The following is a 17,698-nucleotide window of genomic DNA, read 5'->3' on the forward strand; positions in this document are numbered from 1 at the left end:
GGAGGCGGGGCCGGACGGGCGTCGTGACGGATGTGGCCCGCGGTCCGGGGTGGGCGTGACCCGGTGGCGGGAGCGACGGTGCGGGGCGGGGCCGAGCCGTGCCTCCAGGCCTTGTACGCTGGGTGACCGTGACCACCGAGCACCCCACCGAGCAGGCACCCGTCGACCCCGACGCCTACGACTTCCGGCGCATCCAGGAGAAGTGGCAGCCGCGGTGGGAGGAGCTCGGACTCTTCACCACCGACCTCGACGACAGCCGCCCGCGCAAGTACATCCTCGAGATGTTCCCGTACCCGTCCGGCGACCTGCACATGGGCCACGCCGAGAACTGGGCGCTGGGCGACTTCGTGGCGCGCTACTGGCGGCAGCAGGGCTTCAACGTGCTGCACCCGATCGGCTGGGACTCGTTCGGGCTGCCCGCCGAGAACGCCGCCATCAAGCGCGGGGTCGACCCGCGTGAGTGGACCTACGCGAACATCGAGCAGCAGAAGGCGTCGTTCAAGCGCTACGCGCCGTCCTTCGACTGGACGACCGAGATCCACACCTCGGACCCCGAGTACTACAAGTGGAACCAGTGGCTGTTCCTCAAGATGTACGAGAAGGGCCTGGCGTACCGGAAGGACAGCTGGGTCAACTGGGACCCGGTGGACCAGACCGTGCTCGCGAACGAGCAGGTGCTGCCCGACGGCACCTCGGACCGCTCCGGCGCCGTCGTCGTCAAGAAGAAGCTGACGCAGTGGTACTTCGCGATCACGAAGTACGCCGACCGCCTGCTCGACGACCTCAACCAGCTCGAGGGCCGCTGGCCGGCGAAGGTCATCGCCCAGCAGCGCAACTGGATCGGCCGCTCGGTCGGTGCCGACGTCGACTTCGTCATCGAGGGTCGCGACGAGCCGGTCACCGTCTTCACCACGCGCCCGGACACGATCCACGGCGTGACGTTCCTGGTCGTGTCGCCGGACTCCGACCTGGCGGCGTCGCTGGTCTCCTCCGCTGAGCCCGCGGTGCGCGACGCGTTCGACGAGTACCTGACGGCGACGCAGAAGACCTCCGAGATCGACCGGCAGAACGCTGACCGTCCGAAGACGGGCGTCCCGCTCGGCCGCTTCGCGATCCACCCGCTGACGGGCGAGCGTCTGCCGATCTGGGCCGCCGACTACGTGCTCGCCGACTACGGCCACGGTGCGGTCATGGCCGTCCCGGCGCACGACCAGCGCGACCTCGACTTCGCGCGGGCGTTCGACCTGCCCGTCAAGGTCGTCGTCGACACGAACGCCGCCGTCACCGGCGCGATCCCGGTGATCCCCGAGGGCGCGACGCTCGAGGACCTGCCCGCCCTCGACCCCGTCTCCACCGGCGAGGCGCTGACCGGCCAGGGACGGATGATCAACTCCGGCCCGCTCGACGGCATGTCGAAGCAGCACGCGATCACCGCGGCGATCGGCCTGCTCGAGGAGCGCGGCACCGGTCGTGCCGCGAAGACCTACCGCCTGCGCGACTGGCTCATCTCGCGGCAGCGCTTCTGGGGCACCCCGATCCCGATCATCCACGGCGCCGACGGCACCGAGCACCCGGTGCCGTTCGACCAGCTGCCGGTGCGCCTGCCGTCGACCGAGGGCCTCGACCTCAAGCCGAAGGGCACCTCGCCCCTCGGCGGCGCCACTGACTGGGTGAACGTGCCGAACCCGGTTGACGGCTCGCCGGCGCTGCGCGACACCGACACGATGGACACGTTCGTCGACTCGTCGTGGTACTTCCTGCGCTTCCTCGCCGCGAACGACGACACGCAGGCGTTCGACCCGGCCATCGCGCGCAAGTGGGCTCCGGTCGACCAGTACATCGGCGGCATCGAGCACGCGATCCTGCACCTGCTGTACGCCCGCTTCGTCACGAAGGTCCTGTTCGACCTCGGGTACCTCGACTTCACCGAGCCGTTCTCGGCGCTGCTCAACCAGGGCATGGTGCTGTCCGGCGGTTCGAAGATGTCGAAGTCGAAGGGCGGCGTCTCGCTCGGCGACGAGCTCGACGCGAACGGTGTCGACGCGATCCGCCTGGTGATGGGCTTCGCCGGCCCGCCGGAGGACGACATCAACTGGGAGGACGTCTCTCCGTCGGCGTCCGCGCGCTTCCTCGCCCGTGCCTACCGCCTGGCGACCGACGTCACGTCGTCGCCCGACGCCGTGTGGGCCGACGGCGACCGTGCACTCCGGCAGGTCACGCACCGCTTCCTGGCGGACGCCCCCGGCCTCATGGAGTCGTTCAAGTTCAACGTCGTGATCGCGCGGCTCATGGACCTGGTGAACGTCACCCGCAAGGCCATCGACAGCGGCCCCGGCGCCGGTGACCCCGCCGTGCGCGAGGCCGCCGAGACCGTCGCACTGGCCCTCGCCGTGTTCGCGCCGTACACCGGCGAGGAGATGTGGGAGAAGCTGGGCTACGAGGCCACCGTCGCCACGTACGGCTGGCGGAAGGCCGACCCGACGCTGCTCGTGCAGGACACCCTGACGGCGGTCGTGCAGGTCAACGGCAAGGTCCGGGACTCGTTCGAGGTGTCGAAGTCGATCGAAGCGGACGAGCTCGAGCAGCTCGCGCGTGCGTCGGCGAACGTGCAGCGGTACATCGGCGAGCGCGAGATCGTGAAGGTCATCGTGCGGGCGCCGAAGCTCGTGAACATCGCGATCAAGGGCTGAGGCCCTCCTCCACAGGCATCGGCCCGGCGTCGCCCTCCACAGGGGCGGACGCCGGGCCGTCGTCGTCGGTCCGGCGTTCCTAACGTGCCGGCATGGCTCCTGTTGACCCGGTCCCCGACGCCCGCTGGCGACGCTGGACGCTGACGCCGCGGACGGCGGTGGCGCTCGGGGCGGTGGTCGTCGCGGTCGCGCTCGCGATCGTCGGCGTGGGTGCCGTGGGGGAGCGCTCGACGGGGCAGGTCACGGTGTCCGGTGGGCCGGCCGGGTCGGTCGCGGGGTCTGGGTCGGCGTCCGGGGCCGCGTCCGCCGGGACGGACGGTCGGCCTGGAGGCACGGGGGCGCCCCGGTCGCTCGACGCGCGTCCGACAGGTGGGCCGGCTCCGTCACCGACGGCGGCGCTCGTCTCCGTGTACGTGGTCGGCGCGGTCGCTCGCGCGGGGGTCGTCGAGCTGCCGGACGGCTCCCGCGTGCAGGCCGCGATCGAACGAGCGGGCGGGGCGACCGACGTCGCGGACCTGACGCGGGTGAACCTGGCGCGCCCGGTGGTCGACGGTGAGCGGCTGTACGTGCCCGCGGTGGGCGAGACCGAGGTGCCGGCGGCGCTCGGTCCGGACGTGGCGGGCGGCGCCGGCGGTGGTGCCGGGGCTGGCGCCGGTGGCGGCTCGGCTGCCGGTGCCGGCGGCGCGGGGGACGTCGTCGACCTGAACCGGGCGGACCAGGCGACGCTCGAGACCCTGCCCGGGATCGGGCCGGCCCTCGCCGCGCGGATCATCTCCTGGCGGGACGAGCACGGCGGCTTCACCACGGTCGAGGACCTGCTCGACGTCAGCGGCATCGGCGACACCCGGTTCGCGGAGCTCCGGGAGCGGGTCCGGGTGTGAGGGCCGTCGACCTCCGTCCGGTCCTCACGGACCTGCGGTTCGCCGGCCCGGTCGCCGTGGCGTGGGTGGTCGCGGTGCTCCTGGTCGCGCAGCCCGGGTCCGCGATCGTCGTCGCAGCGGTCGCGGCCGGCGTCGCCGTGCTCGGCGGAGTCGTCACCGGGCACCAGACGTTCCGTCCGCGGGTGCGCGCCGTCGGCGCCGTCGTGCTGACCGCGGGGGCGTGCTGCGTGCTCGTCGCGGTGTCGATCGCGGTCGGGCATGTGCACCGCGACCCCGAGGCCCTGCGGCGTGCCGTCGGCCACAGCGCCACGGTCGTTGTCGACCTGCGCCGCGACCTCGCGCCGGCCGACCGATCGGTGCTCGGAGCGCTCCGCGCGGTGGACGGGCACGGTGTCGGGGCCGTGCCGGTGCGGGTGGTCACGACCTCCGACACGGTGCTGCCAGCGGGGAGCGTGCTCACCGGGCGCGCGACCGTCGAGCGGGACGACCCGGGATCGCCGACCGCGGCGGTGCTCTTCCTGCGCGGCGAGCCCGAGCGGGAGCCACCGACCGGCGCACTGGCGGCGACGGCCGAGGTCCGCCGGGCCTTCGTCGCAGTCACGGCGGACCTGCCGGAACCGGGCGCCGCCCTCCTCCGCGGTCTCGCGATCGGCGACCGCAGCGGGCTCGACCCCAGGACGGAAGCCGCGATGGAGACGTCGGCGCTCACCCACCTGACGGCGGTGTCCGGCTCGAACTGCGCGGTGGTGGTCGCACTCGTGGTGGCGGTCGGCCGCGGGCTCGGCGCGCCCAGGTGCATGCGCGCCGTCGCGGCGGTGGCGCTCCTCGTCGCCTTCGTCGTGCTCGTCCGCCCGGACCCGTCCATCCTGCGGGCGACCGTGATGGCCGTCGTCGTGCTCGTCGTCCGCCTGACCGGGCGGCCGGTCCGCGGCGTGCCCCTCGTCGCCCTGGCCGTGCTCGGGATGCTCGTCGTCGACCCCTGGACCGGGCGGGCGATCGCGTTCGCGCTCTCGGTGCTCGCGACCGGCGGCATCCTCGTGCTCGGGCCACCGCTCACCGAGCTGCTCGCGCGGCGGCTCTGGCCACCGGTGGCAGCCGCGGTGGCGGTCCCGGTCGCGGCGCAGGCGGCCTGCTGGCCGGTGACGATCGTGCTCGCCCCGGTGTTCCCGACCTACGCGGTGCCGGCCAACCTGCTCACCGAGCCGCTCGCGCCGGTCGTCACGGTCCTCGGCCTCGCTGCGTGCACGGTGGCACCGGTGTGGCCCGCAGCGGCGGAGGTCCTCGCCGGCGTCGCCTGGGCACCGGCCGCCGCGATCGGGTGGGTGGCGCACGCCGCGGCCGCGCTCCCCGCAGCGTCGATCGGGTGGCCCGCCGGCGGGACGGGGATCGTCGCCGCGGTCGTCGTGAGCGGAGCCGTCGCGGCGGCCGTGCTCGTCCGCGAGCGCCAGCGGGTCCCGGTGCTCCTCGTCGGTGCGGTGGCACTCGCGCTGGGTGTCGGCGCGGTCGCGGTACCCCGTGCGGTCCTGCGGTCGAGCGTGCCGGCGGACTGGTCGGTGGCGATGTGCGACGTCGGACAAGGGGACGCGGTGCTCGTCCGGGCGCCGGACGGCCCGATCGCACTCGTCGACACCGGGGACGACGGACCACGCCTGCTCGCGTGCCTCGACCTGCTCGGGGTGGAGCGGGTGGCGCTGCTCGTCCTGACGCACTTCGACCGGGACCACGTCGGCGCACTGCCCGCCGTCGCGGGGCTGGTCGACCGTGCGCTCATCGGACCGGTCGGGCGCGCCGAGGACGCCCAGGTCGTCGAGGACCTGCGCCGTGCCGAGGTGCAGGTCGGGACGGCCGACGACACGACTGAGGGCACGCTGGGTGCCCTCGGGTGGCGGGCGGTGTGGCCGCCGTCGGGGTCCGGCGACGCGGGCAACGACGCGAGCGTCGTGCTCGCCACGACCGCGGGCGCCGGGTGCGGGACCTGCGTGTCCGGCGTCTTCCTCGGGGACCTCGGTGAGCGGGCGCAGCGGCGGCTCCGCCCGCACCTGGACGTGCACCCCGACGTCGTCAAGGTCGCGCACCACGGGTCGGCCGACCAGGACCCGGGGCTCTACCGGCAGTTGGCGGCGCCGGTGGGGCTGATCGGCGTCGGGGCGGACAACACGTACGGGCACCCCACGCAGCGGACGCTCGATCTGCTCCGGGCCGCGGGGACGACGGCGTTCCGGACCGATGTGCAGGGGACGGTCGTCGTCTCACGGGGCCGCTCCGGGGCGCTCCGGGTCTGGACGGAACACCCGGACGGCGCATCTCCGGGGCCGACCGGGGGAGTGCGGGCCGAGCCGTCGGCGGCCGGCCGTAGGATCGTCGCGGGCCACGATCGACCCCGGAGCCGACCCCGGCGCCGACCTCGGCGACGTCCACGACCCCGCCCGCGACGGAAGGACCGCATGCCCGCCAAGAAGCCCTCGCGCGCCGCCGCCGCGATCGACCAGGTGCCGTGGTCGGGGATCCGTCCCGCGCCCGTGGTGCTCGTCACCGGGCCGGAGGCGTTCCTCGCCGACCGTGCGATCGGCGTCCTGCGCGACCTGCTCGTGGGCGAGGACCCCGCGCTCGAGGTGCACGACCTCGAAGCCGACCAGTACGCACCGGGCCTGCTCGCGACCCTCGCGAGTCCGTCGCTCTTCGGCGAGCCCCGACTCGTGCGGGTCACCAACGTCGAGAAGTGCACGGACGCCTTCATCACCGAGACCATCGCGTACCTGCAGGGTCCGGCGGACGACGTCACGCTCGTCCTGCGGCACGGCGGTGGGGTCCGCGGCAAGAAGCTCCTCGACACGATCCGCAGCGGGGTCGGCGGCGGCGTCGAGGTCCAGTGCGACGAGCTCAAGCGCGACACCGACAAGATCGACTTCGTCAACGCGGAGTTCCGAGCCGCCCGTCGCAAGGTCGTCCCCTCGGCCGTGCGCACGCTCGTGGCGGCGTTCTCCGACGACCTGGCCGAGCTCGCGGCCGCGTGCCGGCAGCTCCTGGCGGACGAGGCCGAGGAGATCACCGACAAGGTCGTCGACAAGTACTACGGCGGGCGCGTCGAGACGAACGCGTTCAAGGTCGCCGACATCGCACTCGCGGGGCGCTCGGCCCCGGCGATCCTCGAGCTGCGGCACGCCCTGGCGACGGGGGAGGCCCCGGTCCCGATCGTCGCCGCGTTCGCGAGCAAGATCCGCACGATGGCGAAGGTCAGCTCCTTCCGTGGCACGAGCGGCCAGGCGGCGTCCGCCCTCGGCATGGCGCCGTGGCAGGTCCAGCGTGCACAGCGGGACGTCGCCGGGTGGAGCGAGGCCGGGTTGGCGAACGCGATCACGAGCATCGCCGAGGCGGACACCGCGGTGAAGGGCGGCTCGCGGGACGCGCACTACGCGCTCGAGGTCATGGTCCGCACGATCGCCCGGCGCGGCGAGGCCCGCTGACGCGACGGCGCCCGTGCTGCCGCGCGGTGCTGGCGCTCGTGCGTGGCGCGTCGTGCGATCGCACAACCGGAAGCACGCCGAACCACGCACTTCCGCGGCGCGTCGTGCTTCCGGTTGTGCCGCGTCGTGCCCGCCCGCGGCTCGCATACACGCCCCGGCGCCGGCCCTTGGCGACCATGCCGGCACCGGCACCGGCACCGGCGCCGGGCCTCCCGGCCGCCGTCGGCTCCGACAACGACGAAGGCCCCGCACCGATCGGTGCGGGGCCTTCGTGCGGCACTCAGTGGATCAGAGAACCCGATCTCAGAGGGCAGGATCTCAGAGGGCAGAGACCTTCTTGGCGATGGCCGACTTGCGGTTCGCCGCCTGGTTCTTGTGGATGACGCCCTTGCTCACGGCCTTGTCGAGCTTCTTCGAGGCGAGGACGAGGGCCGCGGTGGCCTTGTCCTTGTCGCCGGCGGCGACGGCCTCGTTGGTGTGACGGATGACCGTCTTGAGCTCCGAGCGGTAGGCCTTGTTGCGCTCCTGGGCCTTCAGGTTGGTCTTGATGCGCTTGATCTGCGACTTGATGTTCGCCATGCGTGTTGCTCCTTGTCGTCTCTCCGGGTGGTCGCGACGTCTGGGTAGAGGGGCCCTCCGTCGCATCGCGTTCCACCCGTGGGCGGGGAACGCGGAAGCCAGCCACCAACTCTACCAGCAGGACGGGGTCCCACCAAAGACCGGAGCGTCGCGGTCGGAAACCGCCCGGCAACACGCAGCCGCTACCGTGACGGCATGCCCTCCCTCGCGCCCCGGATCGACACCGTCCCCGCCTCCGGCATCCGCCGGGTGTACGAGCAGGCCGCCCTGCTCCAGGCCGACGGCACCGACGTGGCGATGCTCGTGATCGGCGAGCCGGACGTCCCGGTGGCCCCGCACGTCGGCGAGGCGGCGCGCCGTGCCTGGTCCGAGGACCGCACCGACTACACGCCGAACGGCGGGATCGCCCCGCTGCGTGCTGCGATCCAGGAGAAGCTGCGCCGCGAGAACCGGATCGAGGTCGACCTCGAGCAGGTCTGGATGACGATCGGCGCGACGCAGGCCCTGTTCCAGGCGATGACCCTCGTCCTCAGCCCGGGCGACGAGGTGCTCGTGCCGGACCCCGGGTACACGACCTTCACGATGAACGCGCACATCCTCGGCGCGACCCCGGTGCCGTACCGGCTCGAGCCGCAGCACGGCTTCGAGCCGGACCTCGACGCGCTCGAGGCGAGCATCACCGAGCGGACCCGGGCGCTCGTCGTGAACTCCCCGTCCAACCCGCTCGGCTCGGTGTTCGGCGAGGACACCCTGCGCGCCCTGCTCGCCCTCGCGAAGCGGCACGACCTCTGGGTGATCAGCGACGAGGTCTACGAGTACTTCACCTACGGCACCCGACACGTCAGCATCGCCGCCCTCGACGAGGACGACCGCGTCTTCAGTGCCTTCTCCCTGAGCAAGACCTACGCGATGACCGGTGTCCGCGTCGGCTACCTCGTGACACCGAAGGGCCTCGGCCCGACGATGCGCACCACGCAGGAGGCGATGATCAGCTGCGTCGCCGAGCCGGACCAGTGGGCGGCGCTGGCCGCGATCGTCGGTGACCACCAGTCCGTGCAGGACGCCCGCGAGCACTACCGCGCGAACCTCGCCGTCGCGAAGGAGGTCCTCGACGCCGCCGGGATCCGCTACCTCGACCCCCGCGGGGCGTTCTACCTGTGGGTCGACGTGTCGCACGCCGCCGCCGGCGACGTCGCGGAGTGGGCCCTCGCGTTCCTGCACCGCGAGCACGTCGCGGTCGCGCCCGGCAGCGCCTTCGGTCGCTCCGGCGAGGGCTGGATCCGTGTCTGCCTCGCCGCCACCGCGGACGACCTCCGCCGCGGCCTCGGCGCGCTGCCCGCCCCCGCAACGGTGGCCGTCTGACGGACTGGAGGCGCGGGGCGGCCCCGCCACGCGCCTCCAGTCCGTCCTCCACACCACCTGGTGCGGCGCCCGCCGTCCACAGGTGTGCCGGCGCTGCGCGCTCCGCGCGCACAACCGTGGGACAATCGTTCGACCGTCCCGACCCCTGAGGAACCGTGAGCCCACAAGCATCCGCGCCACTCGAGCCCGCCGCGACCCCGGCCGGGTCGATCCGCAACTTCTGCATCATCGCGCACATCGACCACGGGAAGTCGACGCTGGCCGACCGCATGCTGCAGATCACCGGCATCGTCGAGGACCGTGCGATGCGCGCGCAGTACCTCGACCGCATGGACATCGAGCGCGAGCGCGGCATCACGATCAAGTCGCAGGCCGTCCGCATGCCGTGGGAGCTCGACGGGCAGACCTTCGCGCTCAACATGATCGACACCCCGGGGCACGTCGACTTCTCGTACGAGGTCTCCCGGTCCCTCGCCGCGTGCGAAGGTGCGATCCTGCTCGTCGACGCCGCCCAGGGGATCGAGGCGCAGACGCTCGCCAACCTGTACCTGGCGCTCGAGAACGACCTCGAGATCATCCCGGTCCTCAACAAGATCGACCTGCCCGCCGCGGATCCGGACAAGTACGCCGCGGAGCTCGCGCAGCTCATCGGCGGCAAGCCGGAGGACGTCCTGCGCGTCTCCGGCAAGACCGGCGTCGGCGTGCCCGAGCTGCTCGACCGTGTCGTCGGCTCCGTGCCCCCGCCCGTCGGGACCGTCGACGCATCGCCCCGCGCGATGATCTTCGACTCCGTCTACGACAGCTACCGCGGCGTCGTCACCTACGTCCGGATGGTCGACGGCACGATCAAGCCGCGCGAGAAGGTCCAGATGATGTCGACGGGGACGACGCACGAGATCCTCGAGATCGGGGTGTCCTCGCCCGAGCCGAAGCCGACGAAGGGCCTCAGCGTCGGCGAGGTCGGCTACCTGATCACCGGCGTGAAGGACGTCCGCCAGTCGAAGGTCGGCGACACCGTCACGACCGCGCAGAAGCCCGCGACCGAAGCGCTCGCGGGCTACACCGACCCGAAGCCGATGGTGTTCTCGGGCCTGTACCCGATCGACGGCTCCGACTACCCGGACCTCCGCGAAGCGCTCGACAAGCTCAAGCTGTCCGACGCGGCGCTCGTCTACGAGCCGGAGACCTCGGTCGCGCTCGGCTTCGGCTTCCGCTGCGGCTTCCTCGGTCTGCTCCACCTCGAGATCATCACCGAGCGCCTGTCCCGCGAGTTCGGGCTCGACCTCATCACCACCGCGCCGAGCGTGATCTACGAGGTCACGAACGAGGACAACACCGTGACCGAGGTCACGAACCCGTCCGAGTTCCCCGGCGGCCGCATCGTCGAGGTCCGCGAGCCGATGGTCCGTGCCGCGATCCTCGCGCCGAAGGACTACGTCGGCGCGATCATGGAGCTCTGCCAGTCGCGTCGCGGCTCCCTGCTCGGCATGGAGTACCTCGGCGAGGACCGCGTGGAGATCCGCTACGAGATGCCCCTCGGCGAGATCGTCTTCGACTTCTTCGACCAGCTCAAGAGCAAGACGCAGGGCTACGCCTCCCTCGACTACGAGCCCACCGGCGACCAGGCTGCCGACCTCGTGAAGGTCGACATCCTGCTGCAGGGCGAGCAGGTCGACGCGTTCAGCGCGATCGTGCACCGCGACAAGGCGTACGCGTACGGCACGCTCATGACCGAACGCCTCCGCAAGCTCATCCCGCGCCAGCAGTTCGAGGTCCCGATCCAGGCGGCGATCGGTGCGCGCATCATCGCCCGCGAGAGCATCCGGGCGATGCGCAAGGACGTCCTCGCGAAGTGCTACGGCGGTGACATCACCCGCAAGCGCAAGCTCCTCGAGAAGCAGAAGGAGGGCAAGAAGCGCATGAAGATGGTGGGTCGCGTCGAGGTTCCGCAGGAAGCCTTCATCGCCGCGCTCTCGGGTGACGTCGAAGAGAAGAAGAAGTAGCGCGGAGCCCGGGCGGGCGGGTGCGCCCGAGCCGCCCGGGTAGGCTTGCCGCATGAGTTCCCGCGGCAGCTACCGGACCGCCCTGACGTACGGCGCCGTGGGCGCGACCCAGGCGGCGGACCTCATGACCTACCCGCCCGAGGGCTTCGTCCCGGCGGAGTCGCGGGCCCGGATCGGGCACGGCGACCAGCGCTTCGAGACCGCCGTCACGCAGACGCTGTCCTGGCAGATCCAGGAGCGCAGCGGCATCCGGGTGCGCGTCGAGGACCAGCCCGACGACGACGAGGTGCGCTACAACCCGGTGACCTTCGACGAACGGGGCGTGCCGATCGCGCCGGCGTCGATCGGGACCCCGCGCGTCGAGAAGTTCGCGGCCGACGGCACACCGCTCCTGACGGCCGGCACGACGGCCACGCTCGAGATGCACGCGTTCGGGCGGACCGTGCACGCGCCGGTCCGGGTCGTGTCGATCATCGACGAGACCGACCGCAAGGGCTTCGCCTACGGCACGCTCGAGGGACACCCGCTGTCGGGCGAGGAGTCGTTCGTGGTCGAGCGCACCGCCGACGGGTCGGTCTGGCTGCAGGTCCGGCAGTTCTCGCAGCCGGCGAGCCCGAAGTGGCGCTTCCTGTCGCCGCTGCTCAAGCGGCAGCAGAAGGTCATGGCGGCGAAGTACCTCGAGGCGCTGCGCGGCGACTGACCCTGCGCTGCGCGACGACTGACGCCGCGCTCCGCGACGGGTGCGCTACCGCAGCGGGGGGAGCGCGGCGATCGCGTCCTCGATGAGCCCCGCGTCCTGCACGCAGTCCCGCGCGACCGTGACGGCGTTGGTCGTGCGGAGGGCGTCGACGTCGTAGACCCCGGTCGCGACGGCGAGGAACGGAATCCCCGCGGTGTCCGCGGCCTCGCCGTCCCGCGGGGTGTCCCCGACGATCACGGCGCGGGTGCCCGCCAGTGCGGCGGCGGCCCTCGCGGTCACGCCGGACCGGTCGACCTCCTCGTCGCCGAAGAACGAGTGCTCCCAGTCGAAGGCGTCCACGGCGAACCCGGCGCCGGCGAGCTTCACGCGCGCCCGGTGCTCGGAGTTGCCGGTGAGCAGCCCGTTCCGCCAGCCCAGGGCGGCGAACCGCTGCACGAGCGCGGTCGCCCCCGGTGCGGGCGAACGACGGTCACCCCGCCGGTGCCGCTCGTCGGTCAGGTCCCGCAGGTGCCCGGTGACGGTGGGGATGAGCGCGTCGTCGAGGTGGTGCGCCCGGACGTGCTCGGCGATGAGCCCCGCGTCGGTGCGCCCGTGCTGGTGCCCGACGCGCAGGGCGAGGTCGCGACCGACGGCCCGTTCGAGCGCGAGGTGGTAGAGGTTGCCGGGCGAGACGGCGTTCAACACGAGGGTGCCGTCGATGTCCCACAGCACCGTGGTGGGGACGGTGTGGTGCTCCATGCCCTCCATCATGACCGAGAATGGAGTCCATGCCGAGTGCTCTGCCGATCGCCGACCCCGCGCCGTCGGACGGCCTGATCATCCCCGGCCCCGGAGCGGGCGACGTCCCCTTCGGCGTGTACGTGCACGTGCCGTTCTGCCGGGTGCGCTGCGGCTACTGCGACTTCAACACCTACACGGCGTCCGAGCTCCGCGGGGTCCGCCGCGACGACTACGCCGGCCACGCGGTGCAGGAGATCGCCTGGGCGGCCGAGGTGCTCGACCGCTCCGGTGTCCCGCGCCGACCGGTCTCCACGGTGTTCTTCGGCGGCGGCACCCCGACGATGCTCCCTGCGTCGGACCTCGCGATGATCCTGCGGGCGATCGACGACACGTGGGGGATCCTGCTCGGGGCAGAGGTCACGACCGAGGCGAACCCGGACTCCGTCGACGCGGACGCGATCGGCACCCTGCAGCGCGCGGGCTTCACGCGGATGAGCTACGGCATGCAGTCCGCGGTGCCGCACGTCCTCGCGACGCTCGACCGCACGCACGACCCCGAACGGGTGCCCGTCGTCGTCGACCTCGCGAAGCAGCACGGGCTCGACGTCTCGCTCGACCTCATCTACTCGACGCCCGGCGAGTCCCTGGACGACTGGCGGACGTCACTCGACGCGGCGTTGGCGTGCCGGCCCGACCACGTCTCGGCGTACTCGCTCATCGTCGAGGAGGGCACGGCGATGGGCCGCGCGGTGTCCCGCGGCGAGCTCCCGGCCCCGGACGACGACCTCGCCGCCGACATGTACGAGCTGGCGGACCGGGTCCTCGGCGACGCCGGCTACACCTGGTACGAGGTCTCGAACTGGGCCCGGGCGGACGCGGACGGCAGTCCGGCGCAGCACGCGAGCCGGCACAACCTGTCGTACTGGAAGGGACACGACTGGTGGGGGATCGGACCTGGCGCGCACTCCGCGGTGGCCGGCACCCGCTGGTGGAACGTGAAGCACCCGGCCGCGTACGCGAACCGGGTGCTCGCGGGGGAGTCACCCGCCGCCGGCCGCGAGACGCTCGACGACGAGACCCGGTACGTCGAGCGCGTCCTGCTCGCCGCGCGGGTCCGCGGCGAGCTCACCACGGCGGAGCTCCGACCGTCGGCACGCGAGCGGGTCGCCGGGCTCATCGCACGCGGACTCGTGGACGGTCCGGCCGCGGTGCGGGGGCGGCTCGAGCTGACCCTGCAGGGTCGGCTGCTCGCGGACGCGGTGGTCCGCGAGCTGCTCGACTGACCTGGTCCTGCTCGAGCGGCCTAGTTCTTGATGAACTCGATCGTGAGCGGGTACTTGTAGAGGTCGCCACGGTTCGCTGCGATGGCCGCCATGATCGCGAAGACGATGACGAGCACCCCGATGATCGGGAGCAGCACGAAGCCGATCAGGACGATGCAGAGCAGCCCCGCGACGATGTACGCGATGGCCGCGGTGATGTGGAAGTTCAGCGCCGTGCGGGTGTGCTCCTTGATGAACGACCCGCGGTCGCGGAGCACCAGGTAGGCGATCAACGGCACGAGGAAGTTGAAGAAAATGCCGCCGACGTGCGTCAGGGTCGCCCACAGCCGCTGGTCCTCCGGCGACATCGGCTGCGGGACCTGGTACCCCTGCGGGTACTGCGGTCCGCCGGGGTTCGCCGGCCCCCCGGGCTGCTGGTCGTAGGGCCCTCCGGGCTGCTGTCCGTAGCTCATGCCCAGAGCGTAGCGGGAGGGGCCCGCCCGGGTCCCGGTCCGTCGGCGGTCGGGCGTAGGATCAGCAGTCGAGACGTCCGAGTGCCAGCATCGAACGGAAGGGGTCCGGATGGTCAGCGAACGCTCCCTCGAGGTCCTCAAGGCCATCGTGCGGGACTACGTCGCGTCGCGCGAGCCCGTCGGCTCGAAGTCGATCGTCGACCGGCACGCCTTCGGGGTGAGCGCCGCGACGATCCGGAACGACATGGCCCTGCTCGAGGACGAACAGCTCATCGTGGCCCCGCACACCTCGTCGGGCCGGGTGCCGACCGACAAGGGGTACCGGGTCTTCGTCGACCACCTCGCGGCCGCCCGCCCGCTTTCCAGCGCGCAGCGCCACGCGATCGAGACGTTCCTCGGCACCCCGAACGACCTCGACGAGGTCCTCGGCCGCACCGTCCGGCTGCTCAGCCAGCTCACGAACCAGGTCGCACTCGTCCAGTACCCGTCCATGGTGCGCGCGCGGGTGCAGCACATCGAACTCGTCCGCCTCGGCGACACGCGGCTCATGGTGGTGCTCATCACCGACACAGCCCGGGTCGAGCAGCGCGTCGTCGAGACCGACGTCCCGCTCGACGAAGCAGCTCTCGGTGAACTGCGTTCGGTGCTCAACGGCGCGTCCGTCGGGTTGCTCCTGCACGACGTACCCCGGGCGCTCCGGGCGGTCCCGCAGCAGCTCCGCCCCGACGCCCAGACGCTCGCCGGTGTCGTCGTCGCGACGCTCATCGAGCAGGTCGCGGCCAACCGACAGGACCGCCTGGTGATGGCGGGGGCGGCGAACCTCGCGAAGAGCGAACGCGACTTCTCCGGCGGATTGTTCCCCGTGCTCGAGGCGATCGAGGAGCAGGTCACCCTGCTCCGGCTCTTCGGGGAGATGCAGGTGGACGACGTCGCGGTCGCCGCGAGCATCGGCGCCGAGAACGCCGAGTACGGGCTCGACGCCACGAGCATCGTCGCGGGCGGCTACCTGGCCGGCGGCGGCGAGGTCGCGCGGCTCGGGGTGCTCGGGCCGACGCGGATGGACTACGGCACGAACATGGCCGCGGTGCGCGCCGTCGCACGGTACCTGTCCAAGCTCCTGGGCGAACATTGACGGACCCGGCCCCCGACGGGCACAGGCCGCCCCGCCCGGGTGATCCGTGCCTCCAGACCGACCTGACCGGCGGCGAACGCCGCACCGACCGAACCGACTGAGGGATACGTGGCAGACCACTACGACGTCCTCGGCGTCCAGCAGGACGCCTCCGATGCCGACATCAAGAAGGCGTACCGCCGGCTCGCGCGCGAGCTGCACCCGGACGTGAACCCGAGCCCGGACGCGGCCGAGCGCTTCAAGGACGTGACGCACGCGTACGACGTGCTGAGCGACCCCGAGCAGCGGCGGCGGTACGACGCCGGACCGCAGGCGGACAGCCCCTTCGGTGGCGGCGCCGGCGGGTTCAGCGACATCTTCGACGCGTTCTTCGGCGGCGGCGGTGGCGGGCGGGGCAGCGGCCCGCGCAGCCGGGCCGAGCGTGGACAGGACGCCCTGCTGCGCATCGAGGTCGACCTCGACGAGGTCGTCTTCGGCACCCACAAGGACGTCGAGGTCGACACGGCCGTCGTCTGCGAGACCTGCAACGGCTCGTGCTGTGCACCCGGCACGAGCCCGCGCACGTGCGACATCTGCGCCGGCAGCGGCCACATCCAGCGTCAGGTCCGGTCGCTCCTCGGCAACGTGGTGACGAGCGCCCCGTGCGGCACCTGCCGCGGCTACGGCACCGTCATCCCGAGCCCCTGCCCGACCTGCCAGGGCCAGGGCCGCGTCCGTGCGCGCCGCACGATCCCGGTGGACGTCCCCGCCGGCGTCGAGACCGGGCTCCGACTGCAGATGCCCGGTCAGGGCGAGGTCGGTCCGGCCGGTGGCCCCTCGGGTGACCTCTACCTCGAGGTGAAGGTCCGCCACCACGACGTCTTCAGCCGCGACGGCGACGACCTGCTCGCGACGCTCGAGGTCCAGATGACCGACGCGATCCTCGGCGCGCACACGACCATCGACGGTCTGGACGGCCCGGTCGAGCTCGAGCTGCGCCCGGGCGTGCAGAGCGCCGACGTGCTCGTGATCAAGGACCGCGGTGTCACCAAGCTCCGCGGCAACGGTCGCGGCGACCTGCGCGTCGGCGTGCAGGTCGTCACCCCGACCAAGCTCTCGCACAAGGAGCGCCAGCTCGTCGAGCAGCTCGCGAAGTCGCACAAGGCCGCGAAGCCGCAGCTCGCCCGGTTCCAGCAGGGCATGTTCGGCAAGCTGCGCGACCGCTTCCTGCACTTCTGATGGCTTCCCTCCACCTGGTCGACCCCGGCACGCTCGACGGCGTCGGGGTCGGTGACGCCGTCACCCTCGACGGTCCAGAGGGCCGGCACGCCGTGTCGGTCGCGCGGGTCCGGGTCGGCGAGGCCCTGCGCATCGCCGACGGCCGCGGCACGGTGGTGGCCGGGACGGTCACCGCGACGGGCCGCGACGAGCTGACGCTCACCGTCGACGCCGTCACGGTCGAGTCGGCGCCCCGACCGGCGCTCGTGCTCGTGCAGGCGCTCGCGAAGGGCGGCCGCGACGAGATGGCGGTGCAGGCCGCGACCGAGATCGGGGTCGACCGCATCGTCCCGTGGGCGGCGACGCGCAGCGTGTCGCGGTGGGACGGCGCGAAGGTCGAGAAGGGTCGGGCCCGATGGGCCGCGATCGCGCAGGAAGCCGCGAAGCAGGCCGTCCGGTCCCGCGTCCCCGAGGTGGACGCACCGGTGACGACGGCGCAGCTGGCATCGTCGTCGGGTGTCGGCCCGTCGTCCGGTGTCGGCCAGGAGGTTCGGCGTGCGCTGGTCGTGCTGGACCCGGTGGGCGCGGTGCGGCTGTCGGCGTGGGAACCGCCGTCGGACGTCGACGAGATCGTCCTGGTGGTCGGCCCGGAGGGCGGGATCGACAGCGCCGAGTTCGACCGGCTCGAGCACGCCGGTGCGGTGCGGGTACGGCTCGGCGACACGGTGCTGCGCACCTCCACCGCGGGCCCGGCGGCCCTGGCCGTCCTCCAGACGCGGCTCGGACGCTGGTAGCGGTGGACCGGGAAGGCCCGGCGTCGGACCCGCGTTCTACGATGGACCAATGAGCACCAGCACCCCGAGCGTCTTCTCGAAGATCATCGCGCGCGAGATCCCCGCCACCGTCGTGGCCGAGGACGACCGCGTGATCGCGATCGAGGACATCGCGCCGCAGGCCCCGGTGCACGTGCTCGTGATCCCGAAGACCGAGCAGTACCGCGACGTCGGCGCCCTCGCCGCGGGCGACCCGGACCTGTTGGCCCACGTCGTCGCCACCGCCCAGCGCATCGCCGACGAGCGCGCGGGTGGGCAGTACCGACTCGTCTTCAACACCGGCGAAGCCGCCGGCCAGACCGTCTTCCACGTGCACGCGCACGTGCTCGCGGGCGAACTGCACGAAGGGAACCTCCTTGCCGGTTGACACGACCGCCCACCACGACGCCGAACCGTCGGACG

The 17,698-nt window shown here is 72.5% G+C and carries 14 protein-coding genes and 1 pseudogene; 12 read left to right on the forward strand and 3 right to left on the reverse strand.

Annotation, left to right across the window (positions count from 1 at the left end; genetic code table 11):
• Positions 1-128 precede the first annotated feature (128 nt).
• The 4 genes and pseudogenes from leuS (at position 129) to holA (ending at position 7,035) form a co-directional block, all read left to right on the forward strand.
• A complete protein-coding gene (gene leuS, locus FB462_RS07765; RefSeq protein WP_141861181.1) occupies positions 129-2,690 on the forward strand; it encodes a leucine--tRNA ligase in 2,562 nt (853 codons plus the stop codon).
• A gap of 92 nt (positions 2,691-2,782) precedes the next feature.
• A complete protein-coding gene (locus tag FB462_RS07770) occupies positions 2,783-3,571 on the forward strand; it encodes a ComEA family DNA-binding protein (RefSeq protein WP_141861183.1) in 789 nt (262 codons plus the stop codon).
• Between the two features lie 509 nt (positions 3,572-4,080).
• Positions 4,081-5,313, forward strand: a pseudogene (locus FB462_RS17675) (ComEC/Rec2 family competence protein); the annotation flags it as partial.
• Between the two features lie 702 nt (positions 5,314-6,015).
• On the forward strand, positions 6,016-7,035 hold the full coding sequence (holA, locus tag FB462_RS17680; RefSeq protein ID WP_229666904.1) for a DNA polymerase III subunit delta: 1,020 nt from the start codon (positions 6,016-6,018) through the stop codon (positions 7,033-7,035).
• A 318-nt stretch (positions 7,036-7,353) separates the two neighbouring features.
• On the opposite strand, the gene rpsT is transcribed toward holA, so the two are convergent.
• Positions 7,354-7,614 (reverse strand): 30S ribosomal protein S20, encoded by a 261-nt coding sequence (gene rpsT, locus FB462_RS07780; RefSeq protein WP_058742457.1) that lies wholly within the window; start codon positions 7,612-7,614, stop codon positions 7,354-7,356.
• A gap of 195 nt (positions 7,615-7,809) precedes the next feature.
• On the opposite strand from rpsT, the gene FB462_RS07785 reads away from it, so the two are divergent.
• From FB462_RS07785 to FB462_RS07795, 3 genes are all read left to right on the forward strand, one after another.
• Positions 7,810-8,976 (forward strand): pyridoxal phosphate-dependent aminotransferase, encoded by a 1,167-nt coding sequence (locus FB462_RS07785; protein WP_141861187.1) that lies wholly within the window; start codon positions 7,810-7,812, stop codon positions 8,974-8,976.
• Positions 8,977-9,131: 155 nt separating this feature from the next.
• On the forward strand, positions 9,132-10,979 hold the full coding sequence (gene lepA, locus FB462_RS07790) for a translation elongation factor 4 (RefSeq protein ID WP_114850978.1): 1,848 nt from the start codon (positions 9,132-9,134) through the stop codon (positions 10,977-10,979).
• A 52-nt stretch (positions 10,980-11,031) separates the two neighbouring features.
• Positions 11,032-11,679: a DUF1990 family protein gene (locus FB462_RS07795; RefSeq protein WP_058742454.1), complete on the forward strand. Its 648-nt coding sequence runs from the start codon at positions 11,032-11,034 to the stop codon at positions 11,677-11,679.
• Positions 11,680-11,724: 45 nt separating this feature from the next.
• On the opposite strand, the gene FB462_RS07800 is transcribed toward FB462_RS07795, so the two are convergent.
• Positions 11,725-12,417 (reverse strand): HAD family hydrolase, encoded by a 693-nt coding sequence (locus FB462_RS07800; RefSeq protein ID WP_167510043.1) that lies wholly within the window; start codon positions 12,415-12,417, stop codon positions 11,725-11,727.
• Between the two features lie 29 nt (positions 12,418-12,446).
• Between FB462_RS07800 and hemW the strand changes: the two genes are divergently transcribed.
• Entirely contained in the window at positions 12,447-13,682 is a 1,236-nt protein-coding gene (hemW, locus tag FB462_RS07805) for a radical SAM family heme chaperone HemW (protein ID WP_141861191.1), read from the forward strand.
• 20 nt (positions 13,683-13,702) lie between these two features.
• Here the strand turns inward: hemW and FB462_RS07810 are convergent, their stop codons facing one another.
• On the reverse strand, positions 13,703-14,134 hold the full coding sequence (locus FB462_RS07810; RefSeq protein WP_229666891.1) for a DUF4870 domain-containing protein: 432 nt from the start codon (positions 14,132-14,134) through the stop codon (positions 13,703-13,705).
• Between the two features lie 109 nt (positions 14,135-14,243).
• On the opposite strand from FB462_RS07810, the gene hrcA reads away from it, so the two are divergent.
• The 4 genes from hrcA to FB462_RS07830 all read left to right on the forward strand — a co-directional run bounded on the left by hrcA (position 14,244) and on the right by FB462_RS07830 (position 17,663).
• Positions 14,244-15,266, forward strand: a complete 1,023-nt coding sequence (gene hrcA / locus FB462_RS07815; RefSeq protein WP_058742452.1) for a heat-inducible transcriptional repressor HrcA — start codon at positions 14,244-14,246, stop codon at positions 15,264-15,266.
• Between the two features lie 108 nt (positions 15,267-15,374).
• Positions 15,375-16,484: a molecular chaperone DnaJ gene (dnaJ, locus tag FB462_RS07820; protein WP_141861193.1), complete on the forward strand. Its 1,110-nt coding sequence runs from the start codon at positions 15,375-15,377 to the stop codon at positions 16,482-16,484.
• On the forward strand, positions 16,484-17,257 hold the full coding sequence (locus tag FB462_RS07825) for a 16S rRNA (uracil(1498)-N(3))-methyltransferase (RefSeq protein WP_141861195.1): 774 nt from the start codon (positions 16,484-16,486) through the stop codon (positions 17,255-17,257). The genes dnaJ and FB462_RS07825 overlap by 1 nt, the downstream gene beginning before the upstream one ends.
• Before the next feature lie 49 nt (positions 17,258-17,306).
• Complete coding sequence (locus tag FB462_RS07830; RefSeq protein ID WP_058742449.1) at positions 17,307-17,663, forward strand: histidine triad nucleotide-binding protein; 357 nt, start codon at positions 17,307-17,309, stop codon at positions 17,661-17,663.
• Positions 17,664-17,698 lie beyond the last annotated feature (35 nt).

The organism is Curtobacterium citreum (assembly GCF_006715175.1).
Taxonomy (GTDB): domain Bacteria; phylum Actinomycetota; class Actinomycetes; order Actinomycetales; family Microbacteriaceae; genus Curtobacterium; species Curtobacterium citreum.